The organism is Amycolatopsis sp. NPDC043887, assembly GCF_056435665.1.
Window position 1 is genome coordinate 26,291 of sequence record NZ_JBWKEB010000007.1, and the last position, 24,267, is coordinate 50,557.

Sequence of the window (24,267 nt, forward strand, 5' to 3'; positions counted from 1 at the left end):
TCACGATCGATTCGAGTGTGTTACGGCACGGCACGCGGCTCTGGGGCCGAAAGGCCCGGGTACACGAGGCCATCGTCATGCGCCGCGGCGAGACTCGTGCGGCATGCGCGAATCAGCTGCCGGGTCGCCCGCGTCGGCGCCGCCCGCCCACAGCCCGGGCAGGAGACGGTGACGTCCCCGGCCAGTTCGTCGACCGCGACGGAGAGCGCGAGAGAGCAGGAGCGGCACCAGCGGTGGCCGGTCACGATGATGACGTGGAGCGGCGAGGACACACATTGGTGCAGCCAGCGGCGATGGGTCCGGCAGGTGATCCGCTCCAGGGATCGCGATCGTGTTCTTCCTCGAAATCTTCCCGCGACAAGGTGATCGCGAGCCGCCGGTCCTTCAGGTCCGCACAGCGAGCGAGGGGGGTCTGTTCGTGCTGGTTGTCCGTGGCCGACATGGGAGGGTCCTCGCCTCCGATCCGCGGGTTGTTGACCTGTACTCCCATCGTGGTCGGCTCGTCGGCGACACAGGAGAGGCCGGCGCCCCGGGCGAAGCGGTCCTTCGGTCCGCCCGGATCCCTTCGGGGCAGGCCGAACGTCCCGCCGCTCAGATACCAAGGGAAGCGGGCCTGATGACGTCGTCGTCCCAGACGAAGTCGAGCCGGTTCCGGACGTCGACCACGCCGGGGACCTCGCTCGACAGGGCGCCCGCGCGTTCGGCCGCGCCGCGGTTGTCCAGCCTGCCGAGAAGCGTCACCACACCGTCGGCGACCGTGACGGACGCCTGTCCGGGTGCCACCCACAGGGTGCCGGCGAGGATGTCGCGTTCGATCTCGCCACGGATCTCCTCATCGGGACGCCGGAACGTGGACAGCAGATCCCGGCGCGACACGACACCGATCAGCTTCGCGTCCTCGACGACGAACAGCCGTCGCACGTCCTTCTTGGCCAGCCTGATCGCCGCGGCTGCGAGCGAGGCGCCTGCTTCGATCGTCACCACGGGTGCGGTCATCAGGTCTCTGGCGAGCAAGGCCTTCGCTTTGCGAGACTCGTCCTTGGCGTGGTGACCGGCGAACAAGGCAGGTCGGGGATCGCGAAGCCGGGCCAGGAGATCAGCCTCGGAGACCACACCGATCGGTGCTCCGGAGTCGTCGACGACGGGCACCGCGCTGATCCGCCGCCTCGCCATCAGCGCGGCGATCTGCTTGTAGCCGGCGTCCGGCGCGACCGCGATCGGGTCGATGGTCATGACCTCGGAAACAGTGGTGCACATGGGTCGCTCCTTCGTTCTCAGGAATCCGCGGTGCGGGAGATCAGCACCGGACAGGCGGCGTGATGGACCAGGCTCTGCCCGGTCGAGCCGAGCAGGAGACCGCGGAACCCGCCGCGGCCCCGGCTGCCGACCACGACCAATTGCGCTTTGACGCTCCAGCGCAGCAGTTCCTGGCGTGGTTCGTCGTGCACGACCACCTGGTGCACTTCGACGTCGGGATAGCTGTCGCGGAACTTCGACACCTGCTCGGTGAGCATCCGTTGAGCGGACTCGGTGAAAGCACTCCAGCCGTAGTTACCCGCGGGATCACCGAAGGAACGGGAAGCCGAGACGTCCTCCCAGGCGTGCACCGCAACGAGATTCGCGCCCCGGGCGCAAGCCTCGTCGAACGCGGCGGCCAGCGCGATCTCGGCAGCGGGGCTTCCGTCGACGCCGACCACGATGGGTTGTCTCCATGCCGCGGGGAGGTCCCAGGTGCGGCCCCGTACCGACACGACGGGACAGTGCGCGTGCCCGGCGAGCGCGGTCGTCACCGATCCGCCGAACAGGGCGGTGAAGCGGCTGTGTTCGGTGGACCCGAGGACGATCAGCCGGGCGGTGCCGGAAGCCTCGATCAGCGCGGGGATCGCGGAATCGTCGGAGATATGGGTCCTGACGACGGGGCCGTATGCGCGTTCCACGTTGTCCACTGCTTCGCGAAGGATCGTTTCTCCGCGGTTCTTGACCTTGCGCAGGAGTTCATCGGACGGGGGAACGCTGCCAAGGTAGTAGTCCGGTAGCCCCAGTGCGTGCCACAGTTCGAGGGAGGTCTCGTGCCGGTCGGCGGCCTGCAAGCCCCAGGTGGCGGCGGCCCGGGCGCCGGCGGATCCGTCGGCGCCGACCACGATCGGCCCGCTCAGCCGGACGGTTCGGTTCATCATCGGCCCTTTCACCTCGCTACGGCCCTACGCGGCCAAAGTTAAGCGGGCGGACGGGCGTGGTCCGGTGCCGTTGGTCCCGGATTCCCGGGACCTCGGGGGCGCCTCTGGTCACTAGTGCGCGGGCGCGCGAAGCCGTTCACTCGATCGATGACGATCCTCATCGCCGGCGGAGGACTCAGCGGTCTCAGCCTTGTCGCACATCTGGTGACGCGACCGGAATCCCTGGGCCCGATCGTCGTCGTGGACGACGGCCGTCGGCAGCTCGCGACCGCGGGCTGGGCATCCTGGTCCGCTGAGCCGGGACTCCTCGACGAGGCGGTGTCACGCACGTTCGATCGATTCCACGTGCACGCGGCCGGGCGTAGCCGGATCGTCGGCCTCGGCCGGTACAAGTACCGCTTCGTCCGTGGCGATGATCTGGCGGCGGCGGCCGGCAAGGCCGCGGAGAGACGTGGTGGTGTCGTCTTCCACCGCGGGCGGATCACTGAGATCCGGCAGGCGGGCCGGGGCGCGGAAGCCCTTGTGGACGGCGAACCTCTCCGTGCGGATTGGGTGTTCGACAGCGTTCTCGGGCCTGGGCCGGCCCCGGTGGACGGCTGGCTGGTCTTCCGCGGCTGGCACGTGCGCACGGCCGCCCCGGCGTTCGATTCGGCCGTGCCCACCTTCTTCGACTTCCGTACGCCCCAGGGCCGCGCCGCGAGCTTCGTCTACGTCTTGCCGCGGGGCCCGCAAGAAGCTCTGGTCGAGCACACGTCCTTCGCGCCGCCTCGCACACGGGGTATGGCGTATCCCAAGGAGCAACGAAGCGCTTTGCGCGAATACCTCTCCACGATTCTCGGCGTTCGGGAGTACGCGGTCACCCGTGAGGAGTCCGCTTCCCTGCCGCTCTCCGCTTCGGCCGTCGACCGCAGACGCGGCTCGATCCTCGCCATCGGGACCAAAGCCGGGCTGGTCAAGGCGTCGACCGGCTACGCCTTCCAACGTATCCAAGCCGACAGCGCGGCGATCGCGAGGTCGTTGGCGGTCCACGGTCATCCTTTCGAACTGCCGAAACCCAAAGCGAGGCATTTGCTGTTCGACGCCACGCTCCTCGACGTCGTGGCCCGGGACCCGGCTCAGCTCGAACGGGTCTTCGCGGCGTTGTTCGACCGGTCCTCGGCCGAGCCGGTATTGCGGTTCCTCGACGAGGAAAGCTCCCTCCCTCAGGAGGGAAGAATATTCGCGCGCCTGCCGCCTTCGTTGTACTCAGCGGTGACCCGGAGGCATCGATGAAGTTCTCCTTCATACGCTATCGGCGTTCTTGGCTACAAGGTGATCTCTTGGCCGGAGTGACCGTCGCCGCGTACCTGGTGCCGCAGGTGATGGCGTACGCGGAGGTCGCGGGCCTGCCCGCGGAGACCGGCCTGTGGGCGGTGATCGGGCCTTTGGCGGTCTACGCCGTCCTGGGCTCGTCGAAGCTCCTGTCGGTGGGCCCGGAATCGACGACCGCCTTGATGACGGCCGTCGCGCTCGGTCCGCTCGCCGCGGGAGATCCCGCCCGTTACGGAGCCCTCGCGGCCATGATGGCGCTCATGGTCGGGGGCCTGTGCCTGCTGGGAGGCTCGGCCCGGCTCGGCGTGCTGGCGGACCTGCTGTCGAAGCCGGTACTGACCGGCTACATGGCCGGGATCGCGGTGCTGATGATCGTGAGCCAGCTGGGCAAGCTGACCGGCGTCACCGTGACCGGCGACGGGGTGCTCGCGGAACTGGGTTCGTTCGTCAAGAACATCGGGCACCCGCACTGGCCGACCTTGGTCCTCGGCGGTCTCGCTCTGGCTTGCCTGCTGGCAGCGCAGCACTGGTTTCCGCGGTTTCCCGGACCGTTGGCCGTCATTCTGGTGGCCGCCGCCGTCGTCACCGGCTTTTCCCTGACGGAGAAAGGGATCCGAGTGATCGGGCCGGTTCCGGATTCGCTGCCGGTACCCGAGTTCCCCGTGGTGAACGGTGCAGACCTGGCGAGTCTGCTGCTGCCCGCGCTGGGGATCGCCCTTGTCGGCTTCTCCGACAACGTCCTGACCGCCCGCGCCTTCGCGGGCAAGCACGGCGAGCGGGTCGATTCCAATCGAGAGCTGCGCGCGCTGGCCGCGTCGAACCTCTCGTCGGGACTCCTTCACGGGTTCCCGGTCAGTTCGAGCGGCAGCCGGACCGCGCTGGCATCCGCGATGGGTGCCCGGACCCAGCTGTACTCCCTGACCGCGCTCGCGACGGTCGTGCTGACGGTACTTTTCGCGGGACCGTTGCTGGCCGGCTTTCCCAAGGCGGTGTTGGCGGCGATCGTCGTCTACGCGGCGTTGAAGCTGATCGATCCCCGGGAATTCCGTCGCATCTCGCGGTTCCGGCGCAGCGAGTTCGTGCTGACCTTGTCGACCTTGCTCGCCGTCGTCGCGCTGGGTGTCCTGTACGGCGTACTGGCCGCCGTCAGCTTGTCCATTTTGGATCTTCTGCGCCGGCTGGCGCGGCCGCACGGCGCGGTGCTCGGTTTCGTTCCGGGCGTGCCCGGGATGCACGATGTCGACGACTATCCCGACGCGACGACCGAGCCAGGTCTGGTGATCTACCGGTACGACGCGCCCTTGTGTTTCGCCAACGCCGACGACTTCCGACGACGGGCCCTCGCCGCCCTGGACGGCGGCAAGCAGGTCGAATGGTTCGTGCTCAACGCCGAAGCCAATGTCGAACTCGACATCACGGCGGCCGACGCCGTACGCGGGATCTGCGACGAGCTGCGCCGCCGCGGGATCACGTTCGCGCTCGCCAGGGTGAAACAGGAGTTGCGCGAAGATCTCGAGGCCGCAGGCCTGCTTCGGCTCATTGGTTCAGGCTCGCTGTACCCGACGCTGCCCAGCGTCGTCGACGCGTTCCGTGGGAGGAGGAAGGAACATGCCGAACCCGGATGAGCGCATGTGGTCCGACGGCGAGATCGAGGTCCTGGCGCGGGCGGTCATCCGAGCGCCGTCCGTGCACAACATCCAGCCGTGGTCGCTGGCCCTGCCCGATATGCGCGCGGAACTGAGCGAACGGACCGACCTGCCCCTTCCCGAGCACGACCCCACCGGTCGCGACCGGCTCATCTCCTGCGGAGCGGCCTTGGAGAACCTCGTGCTGGCCGTCCGGGTGCTGGGGTGGTCCACCGAGGTGGAGACAGCCGCGGGGCGTGGACCTCTGGTCGCCGTCGTGACCACCTCGGGCCGCGAGCCGCCGTCCGACCGTGAGCTGCTCGCGTATGCCGCCATCTCGCGGAGGCGGAGTCATCGCCGCCCGTTCGCCGCGATCCCGATCGCGTCGTCGATGCTCACGCCGGTCATCGGCCAGTTGCCGGATGGAGTCGGCTGCCGGGTTCTGCGCGCTGGTGACAAAGACACCCTCGCGGTACTGTTCGAACAGGCTTCCCCAACGATTCAGAGCCGTGACGACCTCCAGCGAGAGCTTGAGGAATGGACAGGGGACTGGCGGTCCGACAGTGTCGGTGACGGCTTGATCCGGCCTGGCTACGACAAGGCGGGCCTTCCGTGGGCGGGACTGGTCCGCCGGACGAGTCTGATCCCGGAAGCCCGGTCCCTCGCGCGCAGGCTCGATGCGGAAAGCATCTTGATCTTCTGCGCGAAGGAAGATGATCGTGCCGGCCACCTCACAACGGGAGTGGCCATGCAGCGCTCGTGGCTCGCGGCCGTCGACGGAGGGTTGGCCGCGTCGGTGCTGACCCAGCCGCTGCACGAGGCACCCGTCCGCGAGCGGATGACCGCGGAACTGAAGCTACCGGGACACCCCCAGCTCATCATGCGGCTCGGCTATCCGGACGGACAGGTTCGGCACGCCGCCCGCCGCCGACTCGGTGAGGTGGTGCGGCATCCGGACGATCATCCTGTTTTCTGACGGCCGCGTGTCTTGGCAGGATCGGCGGCTGGTGAAACGCTGGAGCGGTTCGGGCGATTGAGAGTCGTCACACTTTGCCGATCCGGGAGGAGCAACCGAATGTCGTCGGAGCGAGGTTCGGCCGACGAGGCGCCACCGAGCGCGGCGGTTTTGACCGGGTTACGGCTCGACGAACTGCTGCACGAGGTCCAAGAGCGGCTGTCGGAGATCGTCAAGACCCGAGATCGGCTCCAAGGCCTGCTCGACGCGGTCCTGGCCGTGGCCACCGGGCTGGAACTCGACTCGACCCTGCAGAGAATCGTGCAGGCGGCGGTCGAGCTGGTCGACGCCCGGTACGGCGCGCTCGGCGTGCTCGGTGACGAAGACGGGCTTTCGGAGTTCGTCTACGTGGGCATCGATGCCGAAACGAGGTCTCATATGGGGCATTTGCCCGAAGGCCGGGGCTTGCTCGGGCTGCTCATCCACGAGCCGCACCCCGTCCGGGTACCCGACCTGACCGCGCACCACGCTTCGGTGGGCTTCCCTGCGAACCATCCCCCGATGCACAGCTTCCTGGGCGTACCGGTGCGTGTCCGGGACGAGGTCTTCGGCAATCTCTATCTGACCGAGAAGCGGGGAGCCGCCGAGTTCACCGCCGACGACGAGGTCGTTCTGCAGGCCTTGGCCGCGGCCGCCGGTGTCGCCATCGACAACGCCCGGTTGTTCGAACGGTCACGGACGCGCGAACGGTGGCTCGAAGCGGTCGCGGAGGTCAACGGTGAGCTCCTCGGGGGTGCGTCGGTCACCGACACGCTGAACCTGATCGCCGCCAGGGTTCGTGAACTTTCCGGGGCCAACGAGGTGTTGATCCTGCTGGCCGGAGGTGCCGGGCAGGCCTTGACCGTGAGTGTCGTCGCGGGAGAGCGGGCGAACGCCCTCGCGGGATCTTCGATGACGGGAGGGCACCCCGCGATAGACGAGGTGTTCGAATCCGGCCAGCCCAGTCTCATCCCTGACCTGGGTACGGTCTCCCCTGGGCCGGCCGAGCCTGTTTTCGACGGTCTCGGACCGGCCGCCGTGATTCCGTTGAACAGCACTTCCGGCGTCGGAGGGGTGCTCGTCGCGGGGAGGGACAAGGGCGCTTCGCAGTACAAGGCCGATCAGCTTCCCATGCTGTCGTCGTTCGCCGATCAGGCCGCGGTCGCGCTGGAGTTCGGTGAGAAACAGCGTAATCAGCGGCTTTTGGACGTTCTCGCCGATCGGGACAGGATCGCTCAGGACCTGCACGACCACGTCATCCAGCGGATGTTCGCGACCGGGATGAGCCTGCAGAGCATCGTGCCCCGGGTACCCGACACGTTCGCGCGGGACAGGGTGACACAGGCGGTGGAACAACTGGATCGGACGGTCCGCGAGATCAGGACGTCCATCTTCGATCTGCACACCTCGGGCTCGGACGCCTCGAAGAGCCTGCGCCGCCGGCTGCTCGACGCCGTCACGGAATTGACGACCGAGAGCACGCTCACTCCTTCGGTCCGGATCGCCGGGGCTGTGGACACGCTCGTGCCGCAGACGCTGCACGAACATGCCGAGGCGGTGGTCCGTGAGGCGCTGAGCAACGCGGTCCGTCATTCCGGCGCCGATGAGATCACGATCAGCGTCGAGGCCGACCGTGAGCTGATCATCGAGGTCACCGACAACGGCATCGGCATCCCCCAAGCGGGCAGGCGAAGCGGATTGGTGAACCTCGCCGACCGAGCGACGAAGTGTGGCGGCGAAACCGAGTTCGGAGACCGTGACGGTGGCGGCGCTCGGGTGCTTTGGCGCGTTCCGCTGACCTAGCGGTCACCGAATACCGGGGACGCCGCCGCGGTCCGTTTGAGTTCGGTCGCGAGGACCGCGGCTTGCGTCCGGCGCTGAATGCCGAGCTTGGCCAGGATCCGGGAGACGTAGTTCTTCACGGTCTTTTCGGCGAGGAACATCCGCTCACCGATCTCTCGGTTGGTCAGGCCTTCGCCGATCAGATCGAACACCGTTCGTTCCTGCTCGGACAAGGTGGAGGTCGGATCGTTCTGGTCGCGCTCGCGCCGGATGCGGTTCATCAGCGCGGCGGTGGTCCGGCTGTCGAGAAGCGAGCCGCCGCCCGCGATGGTCCGGATCGCCGAGACGAGATCGTTCCCGAGGACCTGCTTGAGGACGAATCCCGACGCGCCGGCCATGATGGCGGTGAAGAGCGCCTCGTCGTCGGCGTACGAGGTGAGCATCAGGCACCGCAGCTCCGGCTCGGTGGACAGCAGATCGCGGCAGAGTTCGATGCCGGTTCCGTCGGGGAGCCGCACGTCGAGCACGGCGATGTCCGCATCGCTTTGCGGGATGCGGGCGAGTGCTTCGGAGACGGACGCGGCTTCGCCGGCGATTTCGATGTCAGGTTCGTTCCCGAGCAGATCCGCCAGCCCTCGCCGGACAATCTCGTGGTCGTCCACGAGGAACACCTTGGTCGCCATCTCGTCCCTCCTGAGGGGTCCCTGCTTCTCGACCGACGGTACCCGTGCACTTCGGCTGATACAGCCACCTAGACGTCCCAACGAACCGGGACCTTGGGCCCTGGCGGGACCGCACCCGGGTATTTGGTCCCGGCGATCGGTGCCCTCGGTACCTGCTCCATCCTCGTGGGACAGGTGCACCGTTGAACTCGATCGAAGGACGACTGAGGGCGGGACACATGGCAAACGGGTGGACGAGGGCCGAGACCGAGGTACTGGCGAGGACGTTGCTGCGGGCGCCCTCCGTGCACAACATCCAGCCGTGGCGGCTGGAGCCCGACGGACACCGGCTTCTCCTGCGTGAGCGCCGCGACCTGGCACTGCCCGAACACGACACCCGAGGCCGTGACCGGCTCATCTCGTGCGGTGCCGCCCTCGCCAATGTGGAGCTGGCGGTCCGGGTTCTCGGCTACGACCTGACCACGCGGATGTTCCCGGAGGACGGCGAGCCGGACATCGTCGCCGCGATCGAGACCACGGGGCGTTCGGCGCCGTCCGATGTCGACCTGCACCGGTACTCGGCGATCGCCCGGCGAGGAAGCTACCGGCACCCCTTCTCCGGCCGACGAGTCTCGCGAGAGAAAATCGGTGACTTGATCGCCGCCGCGAACGAAAGCGGGGTCGAAGCCAGGCTGATCCACGACGAGCTGGAACTCTCCCGGATCGCGGATCTGCTCGAATTCGCCGCCGAGGCGTATCAGCACGATCTGGCGTACCAGCGCGAACTGGCCCTGTGGACGATCCACGACGAGCACTTTCACCGCCATGGCGTCGGGCTGGCCGCGAGCGCGCTTCCCGCCGGATCGCTTCCCTGGGCGGGACTGGTCCGTCCAGGGACGGCTCTCCCCGATCGCCGAGTCCTTCAGCGTCGCCTCGCCGGTGAGACCTTGCTCGTCTTCCTCACCGTCGATGATGGCCGGTACGACCACCTGCACGCGGGACACGCGCTCCAGGACACCTGGCTTGAAGCGGTCGACGACGGTCTGGCCGGTTCGGTGCTGACCCAGCCGTTGCACCTGCCCGAAGTCCGTTCCGCGTTGACCGAGGATCTGGAGCTTCCCGGGTTTCCGCAGGCCGTCATGCGCTTCGGCTATCCCACCGGGCTCGTGCCGTCGAGCCCGCGCCGTGCCGTCGACGAAATCCTCGGGAACGGATTCTGAGCTCCTCACCGAGAAAGGCGTCATCGTGACCATCGCGCTGACCTTCCATGGCGGAGCCGGAACCGTCACCGGCAGCAAGTACCTGCTGGAAACGCCCGGTTCCCGTGTCCTGGTCGACTGCGGGCTCTTCCAGGGGCTCGCCGATCTGCGCCGCCGGAACTGGGCACCGCTGCCGCGTGCCTTGACCGACGTCGACGCCGTGGTGATCACCCACGCCCATCTGGACCACTGCGGGTACCTGCCGGTCCTGGTGCGATCGGGCTGGCGCGGACCGGTGTACGCGACACCGGGCACCGCGGCTCTCGTTCCGATCGTGCTGGAGGACAGTGCCCATCTCATGACCGAGGAGGCCGCGCACGCCAACAAGTACGGCTGGTCGAAGCACCGGCCGGCCTTGCCTCTTTACGACGCGGGTGACGCGCGGAAAGCGATCGGTCTTCTCGAAGAACTCGAGTACGGCGTCGAGACGACGGTCGGCAAGGACATGACGCTGCGTTTCGGGCAAGCCGGTCACATCCTCGGCTCCGCCTGGGCACAGCTGCGGTCCGATGGGCGCGACGTCGTGTTCAGCGGCGATCTCGGCCTTCCGGCACACAGTCTCCTGCGCCCGCCATCGCCGCGGCCTCCCTGCGACGCGCTGGTACTCGAATCGACCTACGGCTCCCGGGTCCACCACGACACCGACGCCATGGACCAGCTCGGCGAAGTCATCAGGCGGACGGCCAGACGCGGCGGCAGTGTCCTCATCCCGGCGTTCGCCGTCGACAGGACCGAAGTGGTACTGGCCGCGCTCGCGAAGTTGATGCGGTCGCACACGATCCCCGACCTGCCGGTTTACGTGGACAGCCCGATGGCGTTGGCGGCGCTGCGGGTGTACCGCGAGGCATTCCGTGACCATTGGCCGGAGATCCGGCCCGAACTCGCCGGGCACGATCCGCTGACTCCGCGTTCGCTGACGGAACTGCGAACGGTGGAAGAATCCATGCGGGTCAATGCTCCGAGGATGCCTTCGATCATCATCTCCGCGTCGGGGATGGCGAGCGGAGGCCGGGTACTGCATCACCTCGAACACATGCTGCCTGATCACCGGCACACCGTGCTGATAGTCGGCTACGCCGCCCCTGGCACCCGCGCGCGCAGCCTCGCGAACGGAGCGAGGCAGATCAAGATCCATGGCCGCTACACCACGGTCCGCGCCGACGTGGCCCAGCTCGACGCCTTCAGTGCCCATGCCGACGCGGACGAGCTGGTGCGGTGGGCCACCGCGGGAGCGCCGCCGAAGAGTACCTATCTCGTGCACGGCGAGCCCGAGGCGTCGGCGGCGGTCGCCGAACGGCTTCGTACCGAGCATGACTGGCAGGCTGTCGTTCCCCGTGATCGGGAGCGGGTGCTGATCTGACGCTACGCGTGGGTCGCGCCGGGTCAACAGCCGCCGGGGTCGTCGTGGGTGTTGTGTGTCGTTATTGAGGAGTAAGTCAACGGTGGCGTGGCCGAGACTTTGCGGTGAAGGACCCCTACGGGCGGTGAAATGCCCGTTTAGTGTCTAAATGTGCGATTTTCGACGGGGGTCGTGGGTGGTAATGACGGTTAGAACGCTCATTACCACTCACGACCCCGCCAAAGTACCCAAAAGGGACACCGTTGCTTGCTTGATGTCCCTTGTGGACGGTCAGGAATACGCCAACTCCCCCTTGTCGACCCCATTCCTGCCCAGAGGCTCGATCACGCCACCTTTGCCCTACCCCTCAAAAGGTGGCCTTCAGGACGCCCCGCCCGACAAAGACACGTTTGACCTTCGGCTCAATAACCGTCCCTACCGCTCACGACCCCTCGGAAAGTGATTCCGACGTCGTTCGAACGTGGTCGACGCCGGACGGAAGACGAGGACATTGGTCCCGGTGGCGCAGCCTCTTCGGCCGTAGCGCCGCGAAAGTCCGCGGTCCTACGCTGAGCCGATGGACGGACAGCCGGTGTGCCTGCGCGATGGCCGGACCGTCTTCGTGACCCGTGTGAGCCCGGCCGACGCCGAAGAACTCGGCGAGGCGCTCGTCGAAGCGGATCGGGAGACGCTGTACCGCCGGTTCTGCGGGCCGCCTCCGAAGGTGACACCGCGCTTGCTGGCACACCTGACCGAGCTCGATTTCGATCGCCGTTACGCGCTTGTCGCGCGTGACGAGGCCGGGAAGGGCGTGGCGATCGCGCGGTACGAGGCGACGCTCCAGCCAGGGGTCGCGGAGATCGCGGTCGCGGTGACGCCTTGCTGGCGCCGGGCAGGGCTGGCGACGGCTTTGGTCACGAAGCTGGCGGAAGCGGCGTCGCGGCACGGGTTCAGCGAGTTCACCGCCACCTATCTCGCGGACAACCGCGCCGTCGCCGATCTGCTCGACTCGGCGGGGGCACGACAGGTGATCACGGACGGTCTCGCGGACGCGGCGGTGCGGCTGCCGCCCCGTCCTTCCACAGTGGACTGATAGGTCGAAGGTCCCGTCCCCCGGTTACGAACGCCGCTGCCTTCCTGACGCGTCAGTTCCTAACGTCCAAGGCAGTTGCCGAATCAGGATGGGGTGAACCGTTATGCCGGAGAATTCGGGGCACCGGGTCGTCGTCGGTGTCGACGGCTCGGAGTCCGCGATCAGGGCCGTCCGCTGGGCGGCGGATCAGGCGCGCCGCCGCCACGCGGAACTCACGCTGGTACACGCGATCGACGACGAGTCGCTGAGCCATCCGAGGCCGATGCCGACCCGGGAGGATCTCGCGGGAACGATCAGGATGCGCGGACATCGCCTCCTGCGGCAAGCCCGTGACGCCGCCAGGGAGATCGCTCCGGACCTCCACGTCTCGCTCCTGTTGCGGCACGAGCGCCCGGTGCAAGCGCTGAAAGACGCGGCCGAGAACGCGGACCTGCTCGTGCTGGGGACCGAAGGTCTGCGTCCCTTGGGCCGGGTGCTGGTCGGGTCGGTGTCCATCGCGCTGGCGGCACGTGCGGCGTGCCCCGTCGCGCTGATCCGTCCGCACGTCGCGGAAGCCGACGCACCGCATGACGGACCGGTCGTCGTCGGGGTCGACGGGACAAGGACCAGCGAAGCCGCCCTCGCGCTCGCCTTCGAGGAAGCGTCCTGGCGTCAGACCGAATTGGTCGCCTTGCATTGCTGGGACGACGCATTCCTTTCGGCGGTCTTCGAGGAAACGCACTGGAGCCTGGAGCGGTCCGAGATCGAGGAGAGCGCGAACGAGGTCCTCGCCGAACGGCTGGCGGGCTGGCGGGAGAAGTACCCCGACGTGCGTGTGCACCGGGAGGTGGTGCGAGGTCGTCCCGCCGACAAACTGCTCGGGCACGCCGACCGGGCGCAACTGCTGGTCGTGGGCAGTCGCGGCCGCGGCGGCGTCGCCGGAATGCTCCTCGGTTCGACCAGCCAAGCGGTGATGTCCTACGCGCTGTGCCCGGTGATCGTGGCCCGCGAGGCAGCGGACCGGTGACCGGCTCGGCCATGGTCCGGGAAACGGCGGGTCTCACGGCAGACGAAGCGGCGACCGCGCTTCGCCGGCACGGACCGAATACCCTTCCCGCCGCGAAACAGCGGAATCCGTTGCTGACGCTGGCGGGTCAGATGGTCCATTTCTTCGCGTTGATGCTGTGGGCGGCGGCGGGGCTGGCGTTGCTCGCCGGGATGCCGGCGCTGTCGATCGCGATCGTCGTGGTCGTGGTGCTCAACGGTGCGTTCTCGTTCGCCCAGGAGTACCGCGCGGACCGTGCCGCGGAGCGGTTGCGGGATCTGCTGCCGGTGCGCGCGACGGTGCGCCGGGACGGGCGTGCGGTCGTCGTGGACGCGGCGGACCTGGTCGTGGGCGACGTGGTCCTGCTCGAGGCGGGGGACCGCGTGTGCGCCGACGGGGAACTCGCCGAATGCGGCCTGCTCTCGGTGGACGAGTCCATGCTGACCGGCGAGAGCAGACCGGTGCGGCCGGAGGTGGGCGGATCCGTTTTCGCCGGTACGTATGTCACCGAAGGGCACGGCGTCGCGATCGTGACGGCCACCGGCGCCCGCTCCCGCCTCGCCGGTATCTCCGCGGTGACCGCGAACGCCGTGCGGCCGAGAAGTCCTTTGGCCACGCAGTTGCACCGCGTGGTGCGGCTCGTGGCCCTGATGGCGGTCGCGGTCGGCTGCGTGTTCTTCGCCGCAGCCCTCGGTCTCGGCCGCGCGGGAACGGAAAGCTTCCTGCTCGCGATCGGCGTGACGGTCGCGCTCGTCCCGGAGGGGCTGCTGCCGACCGTGACGCTGTCGCTGGCGCGGGCGGCGCAGAAGATGGCGGGCCGCAACGCCCTGGTACGCCGGCTCGAATCTGTGGAGACGCTGGGGGCGACCACGTTCATCTGCACCGACAAGACCGGCACGCTGACCCGCAACGAAATGTCCGTCGTCCGGGTGTGGACGCCGTCCGGGACCGTCGAGGTCGACGGTACGGGATACCGGCCGGTCGGCGAGCTCACCGGCTCTCCGGCGGCGGTGCGGGCGGCGGCGACGCTCGCGGATTCCGCGGCGCGATGCTCTCCGGACGCGCATGCCGTCGAAGAGGCGAACGGGTGGCGGCCGGTCGGCGACCCGATGGAGGTGGCGCTGCACGTCCTCGCCGCACGTGCCGGAGTCACCGGCGCTCCGCCGCCGGTCCGGCGGTGGCCGTTCGATCCGCGCCGGCGCCGGTCATCGGTCGCGGACGTCGAAGGCCTCCATGTCTCGGGCGCGCCGGACACCGTCCTGCCACTGTGCGCGGAGGTTTCCGGAGCGGACGAAGCCGTCGCCGCGTTCAGCAGGGCGGGCCTGCGGGTGCTCGCGGTGGCGCACCACACCAAACCGGCAGCGAAAGAAGAGCAGGGAGGGCTGACACTGCTCGGCCTCGTCGGGCTGGAGGACCCGCCCCGGCCCGACGTCAGCGCCGCGATCGCGTCCTGCCGTCGTGCCGGGATCCGGCTGGCGATGGTGACGGGCGACCATCCGGGGACGGCCGCGGCCATCGCCGCCGAAGTCGGGCTGCTCGGGCCGGACCGGCTCGTATTGGAGGGCAAGGACCTGCCGGCCGACGACGAGGCGCTCGGCAGGCTGCTCGACGTCGATGGCGTGGTGGTCGCCAGGGTCGCCCCGGAGGAGAAGCTCCGGATCGCGAAGGTCCTCCAGGCCCGAGGACACGTCGTGGCGATGACCGGCGACGGCGTCAACGACGGGCCGGCCTTGCGCACAGCGGACATCGGTGTCGCGATGGGGGCGTCAGGCAGTGACGTCGCCAGGGAAGCGGCCGACCTGGTCCTCCTCGACGATCATTTCGGCACCATCGTGGCCGCCGTGGAACTCGGGCGCGCGACGTTCGTGAACATCCGGCGCTTTCTCACCTATCACCTGACCGACAACGTCGCCGAGCTCACGCCGTTCGTCGTGTGGGCGCTCGCGGGAGGGCAGATCCCGCTGGCCATCACGGTCCTGCAGGTACTGGCGCTCGACATCGGCACCGATCTCCTTCCCGCGGTCGCGCTCGGCGCGGAGCCGCCGAACCGGCGCACGATGGAGGGGCCCGCGAAGGGCGGTTCCCTGATCGACGGCAGGTTGGCGCGCCGCGCCTTCGGAGTGCTCGGCCCGGCCGAGGCGCTCGCGTCGATGGCGGCGTTCTTGGTGGTCCTCCTCGGCGGCGGGTGGTGGTTCGGCGAGGTCCCGGACACCGCGCTCCTCGCGACCGCGTCCGGTACCGCCTTCACCGCGATCGTGCTCGGCCAGCTCGCGAACGCCTTCGCCTGCCGGAGCGAGTCACGCTGGATCGGCAGGATCGGACTGCGGGGAAATCCTCTGCTGTGGTTCGCGATCGCCTTCGAACTCGCGATGCTGGCGGCTTTCCTCCTGATGCCGCCCCTGCCCGGGCTTCTCGGCGGTACCGTGCCGAGCCCGCTCGGCTGGGTGCTGGCCTTCGCCACCGTCCCGGTCGTCCTGCTCGCCGACACCATCCACAAGGCCGTTCGTGCCTGGTCGTGAGCGGCGCGCGATCCTCGCCAAGGCCGAGAGCTCGTTCTCGATGGCCTTGGCGAGGAAACCGGCGTCCGGCGCACTCGCGAAGTCCAGGGTGATCCCGAAATTGAGCTTGTCGCGATAGGAGAAAGCGGCCACGCCGGTCCGCAGCCGCAAGGCGACCGGGACGTAGGGATAGAGGTCCGCCACCTCGCGTCCGAGCAACCGCAGTGGTGTCCGCGGCCCCGGGACATTCGTGACCACCGAGACCACGTTGTGCTGAGGAAGACCGGCGGCGAGCCGGACGGCCCACGCGACCGGTGCGAACGGGACGGAGGCCGCGACACCGGTCAACGCGGCGCCGGCCTCCGCCTCTTTGCTCGCCTTCAAGGCGGCCGAGCGCCGATGAACCGCGACCAGCCGTCCCGCGGGATCGGGGACGTCGACGGGGAGCAAAGGCAGCATCAGCGAGACTTCGTTGTCGACGCTGTCGTGCTTTCCGCGGACGGAGACCGGCACGAGCGCCCGCATCGCGTCCGGCACCGGCTTCTCGCCTCTTCGGCGCAAAAGGGCCCGGAACGCACCCGTGACGGCCGCGAGTGCCACGTCGTTCACGGTGACCTCGAAAGCACGGCAGACAGCGTGCACGTCGTCGAGGGCGGTATGCGCCACCTCGTAGCGCCGGTCCGGGCCGATGGGGCCGGAGAGCGACGACCGCGCCGCGGGGATGAGTGCGGAGGCGAACGCCGTCAGGCCCGAGACGGCATCCGCGATGCCGCGCATCGCCCGTGAAGGCGAAAGCACCGGCCGTACCACCCAGTTGAGCAGTTCGACGGGAGTCAGCAGGAGCCTGCGTGCGGCGTCCTTGAGCAGGTTCGCGGTGCCGGGGTCGGGGACCGGTTCGGCGGGCGCGGCGGCCTGGGGCCCGTCCGTGAAGAGGACCTTCAGCAGCTCGTTGCCGGTGACGCCGTCGGCGACGCAGTGATGCAGTTTCGACAGCACCGCCCAGCGGCCACCGGAGAGCCCTTCCATGACCCAGAATTCCCACAGCGGATGATCCCGGTCGAGGCGTTCTCCCATCAGCAGGGCGACGAGTTCGCACAGCTCCCGTTCCCCGCCAGGTGCCGGAACGGCGATCCGGTGGAAGTGCCGGGCCGCGTCGAACCGGTCGTCGTCGACCCACACCGGTGGACCGAGATCGAGCGGCACACGATGGATCTTCTGCCGGTAGCGCGGGATCAGCGGCAACCGGGCGGTGATCGACCGGACGAAGTCCGCGTGTGACGGTGGCGGGCCTTCGAGCACCGCCACCGACGCGATGGAAAGGGAAGCGTTGGAATCCCCGTCTTCCAGCTCCAGGAACGCCGCGTCGAGCGGGCTCAGATGGTCCATCGGTGCCTCCCGGTTCGTTCAGGACGCGAGATCGCCGGCTTCGGCTTCCTGCCGCAGCGCGTCGAGGACGACGCTTCCGTCGACGGTCTCCTCGCTCATCAATTCGGCGGTCAGGAGGTCCAGCGCTTTCCGATGTCCGCGCAAGGCGCTGACGGCTCGGTCTTCGGCCGCGCGCAGCAGCCGGGCGACCTCCCGGTCGATCACTTGCTGCGTTCTCTCGGAAAAACCGCCGTGCCGCCGCTCGGTCGGGGCATCGGCGAGGAACCGGGCGTGTGCGGCCGGATAGGCGACCGGACCGAGCGCGGTGGACAGGCCGAACTCCGTCACCATCTTCACCGCGAGCGCGGTGGCACCGGCGAGATCGTCGGCAGCGCCGGTGGAACCCTGGCGGAACACCACCAGTTCCGCGGCGCGTCCGCCCAGCCGGACGGTCAGCAGATCGGTGAGATAAGCCTCGCTGTAGAGATGACGTTCGGCTTCGGGGAGTTGCTCGGTGGCGCCCAGCGCCATTCCCGCCGGGAGGATGGTGACCTTCGCGACCGGATCGGCGTGTTCGCACAACGCGGCGATCAGCGCGTGCCCGGATTCGTGCACGGCCACGGCGTGCCGTTCCTCGGGCAGTAAGGCGTTGGACGTTTCGCGACGTCCGAGCAGTATCCGGTCTCGTGCCGAGTCCAGGTCGGCCGCCGTGATGGTCGTGCGCCCGGCGCGGACGGCGTTGATCGCTCCCTCGTTGACCAGATTCGCGAGATCCGCGCCGGAGAATCCGGGCGTTCCGCGGGCGATGCGCCGCAGGTCGACGTCGGGACCGAGGTGTTTGCCGTGCACGTGAACGGCGAGGATGGCCGCGCGTTCGTCCTGGTTCGGCAGGGGCACGGTGACCTGCCGGTCGAACCGGCCGGGACGCAGGAGCGCGTGGTCGAGGGACTCCGGCCGGTTGGTCGCGGCGAGCACGACGATCCCGCTGCCCTGATCGAAACCGTCCATTTCGGCCAGAAGCTGGTTCAGGGTCTGTTCGCGTTCGTCGTGCCCGCCCGTACCGCCGACGCCCCGGCGGCTTCCGACGGCGTCGATCTCGTCGATGAAGATGATGGACGGCGCCCGGTTCCTGGCCTCGGTGAACAGATCGCGGACCCGCGAGGCGCCGACGCCGACGAACATCTCCACGAACTCGGAACCGGTGACCGACAGGAACGGCACGCTGGCCTCGCCCGCGACGGCGCGAGCCAGCAGCGTCTTCCCGGTGCCCGGCGGCCCGACCATGATGACGCCGCGCGGTCCTTTCGCACCCGCCGCCGCGTAGCGATCCGGGTCGCGGAGGAAGTCGACGATCTCACTGACCTCCTGCTTGACCCCTTCGTACCCCGCTACGTCCGCGAACCGGGTGGTGGGCCGCTGTGCCTCGATGATCTTCGCTTTCGACCGGCCGAAACCCCCGGCCCCGGCGAGGGACCGTTGCGCACCTTTGCCCATCCAGATCAGGAAACCCACCAGAAGAAGCAAGGGGAGCAGACTGCCGACCCAAGAAAGCACGCCCGATGTGCCCCCTCGCGCGCCGGTGACCTGGACACCCTTCTCCTTCAGCTTCGGCAGCAACTGGTCGTCCTCGAGCGCGACGGGAAGCTGCGTGGTGAACGCGGTCCCGTCACGGAGATTGCCCTTGATCGCCCCTTCGTCGTCGACCGTGACCTTCTCCACCTGCCCCGCGTCTACTTTGGACAGAAGTTCCGTGTAACCGAAGGTGGGAGTCTCGGCGGTCAGCAGATGAGGGAGGAAGAACAGGAGCAGCATCACCAGGAAAGCCGCGGGAACCGCCCAGCGGTGCCGGCCTGAGGGTTCAGGCGGGCCCGCGGGTGGGATCGGGTCGGGGGGCGGGCCGGGTTTGGCCGTCCGTGACATCGCTTGTCCCTTCGTGCGCGGGCCCGGTCACCCGCGAAGCACGGCACGCCGTGTCTCGAACTCGTCCTTGTCGATCTCCCCACGCGCGAACCGTTCGTTCAGGATCTCGATCGCGTCGTCGTGGCCGGTCGAGGTCTTGGTGGTGCGGCGTAACAGGATCACCGAGACGGTGATGAGGCCGCCGACCAGGATGAGCACGGTGATCAGCATGAGCAGCATGCTGACCCAGCCGCCGTTGGAGTAGTGCCAGTAAGGCATGGCCGTTCCTTTCGATCAGTGGCTCTGGTAGCGCACTTCGCGGGTCACCGGCGTCCCGAGAGGTGCGAGGACCTCGTCGAGGTTCCGGCGCGGGGTCGCGGGCAGGGGATCGGCGTTGACCGGGGCCCAGCCGGTCCGCAGCACCATCTGCGGGAAGGTGCCGCCGGTGACCAGGTCGCGCACCTTCGTCCTGGTGTCCGCGACTTCCAGCGGTTCGGTGAGCGGAGAGGTGGCCAAGCCCAGGCTGGTAGCGGCGAGCAGCACCGCGCTGGTGGCTTCGCCCGCGCGAAGTCGCGACATGGCGTCGTCCGAAGCCGTGCTCAGCACGAGGAGCACGGTCTCGTCCGCTTCACCGGTCGAGCCTTCGGGCTGGCCGAGCAGGGGGTCGGCGAACGCACGCGCGGGCAGGGCGCCGGGGGTGTCGTCCTGTGCGGGTGCGTTCGCCGACGGGACGCCGTCGGGAGCGGTGTGCCTGCCGCTCCAGGCGGCGAGTTCGGTGCGGTACGCCGGGTCCGCCGCGTGGACCTCGGCGGCTTCGAAGATGGCGCGTGCGAGGTGGTAGCGGGCGGCGTCGAGGGCGGGACGCAGGATGGCGCCTTCGTCGGCCGCGTGCCGGGCGAGGGTTTCGAGGTGCCCGGTGGGCACGGTCCAGGAGCTGTGCCTGCGCCGGTCGGTGCGGCGCCGGGGAATGGCGGCGGCCAGCGTGATGTCCTCCTGGGTCGGCTCGTGCCGGTGCAGCTCGACGGACGCCAGGTGGTCCGGCTCCGCCGGATTGGGCAACCGGTGCACCTCGGCCCGCCAGCCCAAGGCCGCGAAGCCGACCCGGAGGTGGTGCAGCGCCGTGCCGCAGCTGAGCATCAGGTCCCGGCCGTCCGGATCGGTTCCGGCCAGCTGCCGGACCCGGTCGGCGTAGAGGTGGACGGTGCGATCTCCGACGCGCCATTGCCAGGGCTGCGAGTTGTGCACCGAAGGGGCGCGGCCGGCCAGGGCCACCGCGGTTTCGACCGTGTAGTCGTCGGGAAGGCCGTGGTCCATCGGAAACCTGCCTCTGCTCAAGGGTGAAGGGGCCGCGTTTCATGGTTCTCCGGACGCTGTGTGTCGTGGAGGGCCAGAGGGCCCGGTTCGCCGGGCCGTTCGTTGCTGTTCTCTCGTGCGGCCGCGCAGGATCGTCGGAAGGTCCGCTCCCCGCAAGGAGGCGTCCCATGAGTTCCCCCGTCCGCGTCGAGGCTTCGCTCGATCCTGATCTGTCCCGCTGGCTGTGGCTGGTGAAGTGGTTGCTCGCGATCCCGCACTATCTCGTGCTCGCGGTGCTGTGGCTCGCGTTCGTCCCGCTGACGACGGTGGCGTTCTTCGCCATCCTGTTCACCGGGCGGTATCCCCGGGCGATCTTCGAGTTCAATGTCGGGGTTCTCCGCTGGGCGTGGCGGGTGCACTACTACGCCTACGCCGCGCTGGGCACGGATCGCTACCCGCCGTTCACCCTGGCCGACGATCCCGGCTACCCCGCCCGGCTCGAGATCGACTACCCGGAGCGGCTTTCCCGCGGTCTCGTGCTGGTGAAGTGGTGGCTGCTCGCCATCCCGCACTACCTCGTCGTCGCTCTCTTCGCCGGGGGCGGGCTGTGGCTGTGGAACACCTCGGACGACGGCTTCCAGTGGGGAGCGGGCGGATTGATCGGGATCCTGGTGCTCATCGCGGGCGTCGTCTTGCTGGTACGCGGCGAATACCCCAGGCCGATCTTCGACTTCGTACTCGGCATGGATCGGTGGGTGATCCGCGTAGGCGCGTACGCCGCTCTCATGACCGACGAGTACCCGCCGTTCCGGTTGGACTCGGGCGGTACCGAACCCGACCCGCCGGTCGCCGGCCCCGCCGAACCGGCACGGCACCGTCCGGGTACGGCGGGGTGGACGCCCGGTCGTGTCGTGTCGGTCGTGATCGGAGTGGCGCTCGCCGTTCTGGCGACCGGTCTGATCAGCGGAGGTGCGGCCTCGCTGTGGCTGGATCGAGCCGATCGCGACGACGACGGATACCTGACGGTCTCGAGTGCCTACAGCACCGATACCGCTGCCTTGGCGAGTGAACGGTTCACGTTCGTCGCCACCGCGGCCGGCGATGTACCCGTCACGCGTGCGCTCGGCGACATCCGCGTACGTGTGACCGCTCTCGGCCCGAAGGACGTTTTCGTCGGTGTCGCGCCGGCTCCGGCGGCGGAACGCTATCTGAGTGGGACCGACCACGCGACGGTCACCGATCTCGCTTCGGGCGAGCTGGCCGTACACCGCTCTACGGAGTCGCCGGTGCTCCCGTGGGAAGTGGGGATCTGGACGGTGTCGGCGGTCGGCCCGGGCACACAGACGATCACCTGGCCGGACCAGGCCGGTGACTGGACCATCGTGGTGATGAACGCCGACGCCTCGGCCGGCGTGGACGTGCGCGCGGAGGCGGGCGCGACCGTACCGATACTCGGCTGGTTGTCCTGGGTCCTGCTCCTCTCGGGGGCGCTACTGCTCGCCGCCGGGGTGGCGCTGGCCGCGGTCGCCGTCACCCGTGTCTCGAACGAACTTTCACCGATCAGCCAAGGAGAATCGTGATGCAGGTACTCGTGGTGTTCGAGTCGATGTTCGGCAACACCGAGATCATCGCCAGGGCGATCGGCAAGGGCCTGGCCGCCTCTTGCGAGGTCGACGTCGTGAACGTCGACGACGCCCCGGTCCAATGGGACGGCCTTGGCCTTCTCGTCGTCGGAGGCCCCACCCATGCGCACGGCATGACCCGCCCCGGGACACGCAAGAGCGCGCGGCAGGAGGTCGAGGGCGGAGTCCGTTCCGCGACCGGCGTACGGGAGTGGTTGAGTGCCTTGCCGCCGGCGTCGCGGCGGGTGCCGGTCGCGGTTTTCGACACGAGACTTCGCCGGGCTCGGTGGCTCACCGGTTCCGCCGCGGTCGGTGCGCGGAAGCTGCTGCTGAAGCGCCACGGGGTTCCGTTGCTGCCGCCGGAGAGCTTCTTCGTGGACGTCGGCAAGAACGCCACGATCCTGTGCGATGGCGAGCAGGAACGCGCCGAAGCCTGGGGTGCCCGGCTCGCGGCACGCCTTCTGGAGACCGCGGCCGGATGACCCTCACGGGTGAGAAAGCACCCACCAGGCGACGAGCAGGCCACCCGAATTGGTCGCGCAGTGCAGGAGCGCGGGCGCCAGTACGCCCTTTCCCCAGTGCCGCCACCAGTACAGGAAGATCCCGGCGCCGGCCGCCGCGACCATCGCCAGGACCGAGATCAGCGGAAGCGGGAGACCGCCCATGGTGGCGCCGACCGCGGCGTTGCGGACCAAGGCGAGCGAGGGCAGCAGATGCCACAGACCGAACAGGGCGGCGGCGCCGAGGACCGGCGCCCAGCGCCAGCGCTCGCCGGCACCGAGCAGCGCGGGGAGAACGCCGCGGAAGGCCACTTCCTCGACAAGAACAGTGCCGAGCGGAATACGGAGCAGGGCGAGCCACAACAGCTGACCGATCCCCGGCGTCCCGACCCTGCCGTCCTCGAAGAACGTCCGGAGCGCGGGAACGGCCAGCGCCACCGCGAACACGAGGCCGACCAGCCCGGCGCCCACGAGGCCGATGACGGCGGCGCGGCCGAGGGTATGCCTGCCGAGACCCATGGACGCGAGCCGCAGGCCGGAGAACCTGGCCACGGCGATCAGCACGGCAGCCGTCACGACACCGCACACGGGATACGCCCACCCTGGCAGCACCCGGTTCGCGAGCACCGTGGCGGCGGCGAGCAGCAGCACCGAGACGATGACGGCCAGAACCCGGCGAGGGAGCCGTATATCGATTGGTTGCGTTCGGTCAGTTTGATCGTCGTGGTGCTCTGGCACTGGGCGTTCACCATCCTGCGGTGGTCACCGGACGGGCCGATGCCCACGAGCCCGCTCGGGTTCTTCTCGGGTTTGTGGATCTTCACCTGGCTTCTGCAGGTGATGCCGATGTTCTTCTATGTCGGGGGATACGTGCACCTGGTGTCCTGGCGACGGGCGCGGGCACGCGGGGAGTCACTCTCGCGATACGTCCGGCACCGGATCAGGCGTCTCGTCGTGCCGGCCGGAGCCCTGGTGCTGATCTGGACGGCTTTCGGTGTGACGGCGGCGTCCCTGTCCAATCTACGCTGGATTCGCGGAGCGGTGCTGTTGATCATCAGCCCGTTGTGGTTTCTCGCGGTGTATGTCGTTCTTCTGGCCGTGCTGCCGGTGAGCCTGTGGCTGCACCGGAAGTTCGACGTCGTGGTCCTGGTCTGGCTGGGTGGTGCCGCACTCGGCGCCGACGTGGTGCGATTCCGCTACGGCGTCGACGAGGCGGGCTGGGTGAACATGATCGCGGTCTGGGGTCTCGCCCATCAGGCCGGTTTCTTCCATCGACGGCTCGTCGACGCACCGCGGCGGTGGGGGCATGCGTTGCTTTGGACGGGCCTGTTCGGTCTGGCGGGCTTGGTGTTCTCCGGTCTGTACCCGGGTTCGATGGTCGGCGTCCCCGGGGACCGGTTGTCGAACATGGGGCCGCCGACGTTCGTGATCGTCGCGCTGCTGACGTTCCAGATCGGCTTCGCCGAGGTGACCCGCCCGTTCTTCGAACGACGGCTCGCGGGGCGGCGCTGGCGCCGGTTCATCGGTCTGCTCGACCACTACGCGCTGCCGCTGTTCCTCTTCCACACCACCGGGATGGCGCTGGCGAAGGCCTGCGTCTACTTCATCTTCGGGAACGGCCTCTCCGACGACCGGCTCCCTGATCTGATCTGGTGGCTGCAACGGCCGATCGCGGTACTCGGTTCGTTGTTGTGCACGCTCCCATTTCTGGTGCTCTTCGGAGGAGGGCGGATCGTGGCACGATTGACAGGTAAGGCAAACGTGGCGTGATCGGCGTTTCGGGTTCTCTTGAGCCGAAAGTGAGAAGTGTCGTGTCCGATGGCC

19 protein-coding genes and 1 pseudogene are annotated in these 24,267 nt (G+C 68.7%); 12 read left to right on the forward strand and 8 right to left on the reverse strand.

Annotation, left to right across the window (positions count from 1 at the left end; genetic code table 11):
* Positions 1–591 precede the first annotated feature (591 nt).
* Both AC069H_RS19385 and AC069H_RS19390 read right to left on the reverse strand, forming a co-directional pair.
* The gene (locus tag AC069H_RS19385; protein WP_478233282.1) at positions 592–1,257 is read right to left on the reverse strand and encodes a CBS domain-containing protein; all 666 of its coding nucleotides are present in this window, start codon (positions 1,255–1,257) and stop codon (positions 592–594) included.
* 17 nt (positions 1,258–1,274) lie between these two features.
* Positions 1,275–2,177, reverse strand: coding sequence for a universal stress protein (locus tag AC069H_RS19390; protein WP_478233283.1), 903 nt, complete (start codon positions 2,175–2,177; stop codon positions 1,275–1,277).
* A 147-nt stretch (positions 2,178–2,324) separates the two neighbouring features.
* On the opposite strand from AC069H_RS19390, the gene AC069H_RS19395 reads away from it, so the two are divergent.
* The 4 genes from AC069H_RS19395 (at position 2,325) to AC069H_RS19410 (ending at position 7,910) form a co-directional block, all read left to right on the forward strand.
* Positions 2,325–3,449, forward strand: coding sequence for a lycopene cyclase family protein (locus AC069H_RS19395; protein ID WP_478233284.1), 1,125 nt, complete (start codon positions 2,325–2,327; stop codon positions 3,447–3,449).
* A complete protein-coding gene (locus AC069H_RS19400) occupies positions 3,446–5,113 on the forward strand; it encodes a SulP family inorganic anion transporter (protein ID WP_478233285.1) in 1,668 nt (555 codons plus the stop codon). The genes AC069H_RS19395 and AC069H_RS19400 overlap by 4 nt, the downstream gene beginning before the upstream one ends.
* The gene (locus AC069H_RS19405; protein ID WP_478233286.1) at positions 5,097–6,089 is read left to right on the forward strand and encodes an Acg family FMN-binding oxidoreductase; all 993 of its coding nucleotides are present in this window, start codon (positions 5,097–5,099) and stop codon (positions 6,087–6,089) included. The genes AC069H_RS19400 and AC069H_RS19405 overlap by 17 nt, the downstream gene beginning before the upstream one ends.
* A gap of 99 nt (positions 6,090–6,188) precedes the next feature.
* On the forward strand, positions 6,189–7,910 hold the full coding sequence (locus AC069H_RS19410; RefSeq protein WP_478224567.1) for a sensor histidine kinase: 1,722 nt from the start codon (positions 6,189–6,191) through the stop codon (positions 7,908–7,910).
* Here AC069H_RS19410 and AC069H_RS19415 read toward each other — a convergent pair.
* A complete protein-coding gene (locus tag AC069H_RS19415; RefSeq protein ID WP_478224566.1) occupies positions 7,907–8,572 on the reverse strand; it encodes a response regulator transcription factor in 666 nt (221 codons plus the stop codon). The two genes, AC069H_RS19410 and AC069H_RS19415, sit on opposite strands and share 4 nt — an antisense overlap.
* Positions 8,573–8,790: 218 nt before the next feature.
* On the opposite strand from AC069H_RS19415, the gene AC069H_RS19420 reads away from it, so the two are divergent.
* The 5 genes from AC069H_RS19420 to AC069H_RS19440 all read left to right on the forward strand — a co-directional run bounded on the left by AC069H_RS19420 (position 8,791) and on the right by AC069H_RS19440 (position 15,785).
* On the forward strand, positions 8,791–9,771 hold the full coding sequence (locus AC069H_RS19420; protein ID WP_478233287.1) for an Acg family FMN-binding oxidoreductase: 981 nt from the start codon (positions 8,791–8,793) through the stop codon (positions 9,769–9,771).
* A 25-nt stretch (positions 9,772–9,796) separates the two neighbouring features.
* Positions 9,797–11,170 (forward strand): MBL fold metallo-hydrolase RNA specificity domain-containing protein, encoded by a 1,374-nt coding sequence (locus AC069H_RS19425; protein ID WP_478233288.1) that lies wholly within the window; start codon positions 9,797–9,799, stop codon positions 11,168–11,170.
* A gap of 556 nt (positions 11,171–11,726) precedes the next feature.
* Entirely contained in the window at positions 11,727–12,242 is a 516-nt protein-coding gene (locus AC069H_RS19430; protein ID WP_478224563.1) for an N-acetyltransferase family protein, read from the forward strand.
* Between the two features lie 103 nt (positions 12,243–12,345).
* The gene (locus tag AC069H_RS19435; RefSeq protein WP_478233289.1) at positions 12,346–13,248 is read left to right on the forward strand and encodes a universal stress protein; all 903 of its coding nucleotides are present in this window, start codon (positions 12,346–12,348) and stop codon (positions 13,246–13,248) included.
* Complete coding sequence (locus AC069H_RS19440; protein WP_478233290.1) at positions 13,245–15,785, forward strand: cation-translocating P-type ATPase; 2,541 nt, start codon at positions 13,245–13,247, stop codon at positions 15,783–15,785. Before AC069H_RS19435 ends, AC069H_RS19440 begins: the two co-directional genes overlap by 4 nt.
* A gap of 21 nt (positions 15,786–15,806) precedes the next feature.
* Here the strand turns inward: AC069H_RS19440 and AC069H_RS19445 are convergent.
* The 4 genes and pseudogenes from AC069H_RS19445 to AC069H_RS19460 form a co-directional block, all read right to left on the reverse strand.
* Positions 15,807–17,150 (reverse strand): annotated as a pseudogene (locus tag AC069H_RS19445) (WS/DGAT/MGAT family O-acyltransferase); the annotation flags it as partial.
* Between the two features lie 18 nt (positions 17,151–17,168).
* A complete protein-coding gene (ftsH, locus tag AC069H_RS19450) occupies positions 17,169–19,049 on the reverse strand; it encodes an ATP-dependent zinc metalloprotease FtsH (RefSeq protein WP_478233291.1) in 1,881 nt (626 codons plus the stop codon).
* A gap of 27 nt (positions 19,050–19,076) precedes the next feature.
* A complete protein-coding gene (locus AC069H_RS19455) occupies positions 19,077–19,307 on the reverse strand; it encodes an SHOCT domain-containing protein (protein ID WP_478233292.1) in 231 nt (76 codons plus the stop codon).
* Positions 19,308–19,322: 15 nt separating this feature from the next.
* Entirely contained in the window at positions 19,323–20,342 is a 1,020-nt protein-coding gene (locus tag AC069H_RS19460) for an Acg family FMN-binding oxidoreductase (RefSeq protein ID WP_478233293.1), read from the reverse strand.
* A 167-nt stretch (positions 20,343–20,509) separates the two neighbouring features.
* Between AC069H_RS19460 and AC069H_RS19465 the strand changes: the two genes are divergently transcribed.
* Positions 20,510–21,901, forward strand: coding sequence for a DUF4389 domain-containing protein (locus AC069H_RS19465; protein ID WP_478233294.1), 1,392 nt, complete (start codon positions 20,510–20,512; stop codon positions 21,899–21,901).
* Positions 21,901–22,425, forward strand: a complete 525-nt coding sequence (locus AC069H_RS19470) for a flavodoxin family protein (protein ID WP_340681354.1) — start codon at positions 21,901–21,903, stop codon at positions 22,423–22,425. Before AC069H_RS19465 ends, AC069H_RS19470 begins: the two co-directional genes overlap by 1 nt.
* A 3-nt stretch (positions 22,426–22,428) precedes the next feature.
* Here AC069H_RS19470 and AC069H_RS19475 read toward each other — a convergent pair whose 3' ends face one another.
* On the reverse strand, positions 22,429–23,094 hold the full coding sequence (locus AC069H_RS19475; protein ID WP_478224556.1) for a CPBP family intramembrane glutamic endopeptidase: 666 nt from the start codon (positions 23,092–23,094) through the stop codon (positions 22,429–22,431).
* A 48-nt stretch (positions 23,095–23,142) separates the two neighbouring features.
* Here AC069H_RS19475 and AC069H_RS19480 point away from each other — a divergent pair, with 48 nt between their 5' ends.
* Positions 23,143–24,213 carry an acyltransferase family protein gene (locus tag AC069H_RS19480; RefSeq protein WP_478233295.1) on the forward strand — a complete coding sequence of 357 codons (1,071 nt, stop codon included), beginning with the start codon at positions 23,143–23,145 and terminating at the stop codon, positions 24,211–24,213.
* Positions 24,214–24,267: the final 54 nt, after the last annotated feature.

Bases quoted from the DNA above. Each gene is read 5' to 3' on its own strand.
- AC069H_RS19460 (WP_478233293.1), bottom strand. From the start codon at position 20,342: ATGGACCACGGCCTTCCCGACGACTACACGGTCGAAACCGCGGTGGCC.
- AC069H_RS19415 (WP_478224566.1), bottom strand. From the start codon at position 8,572: ATGGCGACCAAGGTGTTCCTCGTGGACGACCACGAGATTGTCCGGCGA.
- AC069H_RS19390 (WP_478233283.1), bottom strand. From the start codon at position 2,177: ATGATGAACCGAACCGTCCGGCTGAGCGGGCCGATCGTGGTCGGCGCC.
- AC069H_RS19420 (WP_478233287.1), top strand. From the start codon at position 8,791: ATGGCAAACGGGTGGACGAGGGCCGAGACCGAGGTACTGGCGAGGACG.
- AC069H_RS19455 (WP_478233292.1), bottom strand. From the start codon at position 19,307: ATGCCTTACTGGCACTACTCCAACGGCGGCTGGGTCAGCATGCTGCTC.
- AC069H_RS19405 (WP_478233286.1), top strand. From the start codon at position 5,097: ATGCCGAACCCGGATGAGCGCATGTGGTCCGACGGCGAGATCGAGGTC.
- AC069H_RS19430 (WP_478224563.1), top strand. From the start codon at position 11,727: ATGGACGGACAGCCGGTGTGCCTGCGCGATGGCCGGACCGTCTTCGTG.
- AC069H_RS19435 (WP_478233289.1), top strand. From the start codon at position 12,346: ATGCCGGAGAATTCGGGGCACCGGGTCGTCGTCGGTGTCGACGGCTCG.
- AC069H_RS19465 (WP_478233294.1), top strand. From the start codon at position 20,510: ATGAGTTCCCCCGTCCGCGTCGAGGCTTCGCTCGATCCTGATCTGTCC.
- AC069H_RS19400 (WP_478233285.1), top strand. From the start codon at position 3,446: ATGAAGTTCTCCTTCATACGCTATCGGCGTTCTTGGCTACAAGGTGAT.
- AC069H_RS19470 (WP_340681354.1), top strand. From the start codon at position 21,901: ATGCAGGTACTCGTGGTGTTCGAGTCGATGTTCGGCAACACCGAGATC.
- AC069H_RS19385 (WP_478233282.1), bottom strand. From the start codon at position 1,257: ATGTGCACCACTGTTTCCGAGGTCATGACCATCGACCCGATCGCGGTC.
- AC069H_RS19410 (WP_478224567.1), top strand. From the start codon at position 6,189: ATGTCGTCGGAGCGAGGTTCGGCCGACGAGGCGCCACCGAGCGCGGCG.
- AC069H_RS19395 (WP_478233284.1), top strand. From the start codon at position 2,325: ATGACGATCCTCATCGCCGGCGGAGGACTCAGCGGTCTCAGCCTTGTC.
- ftsH (WP_478233291.1), bottom strand. From the start codon at position 19,049: ATGTCACGGACGGCCAAACCCGGCCCGCCCCCCGACCCGATCCCACCC.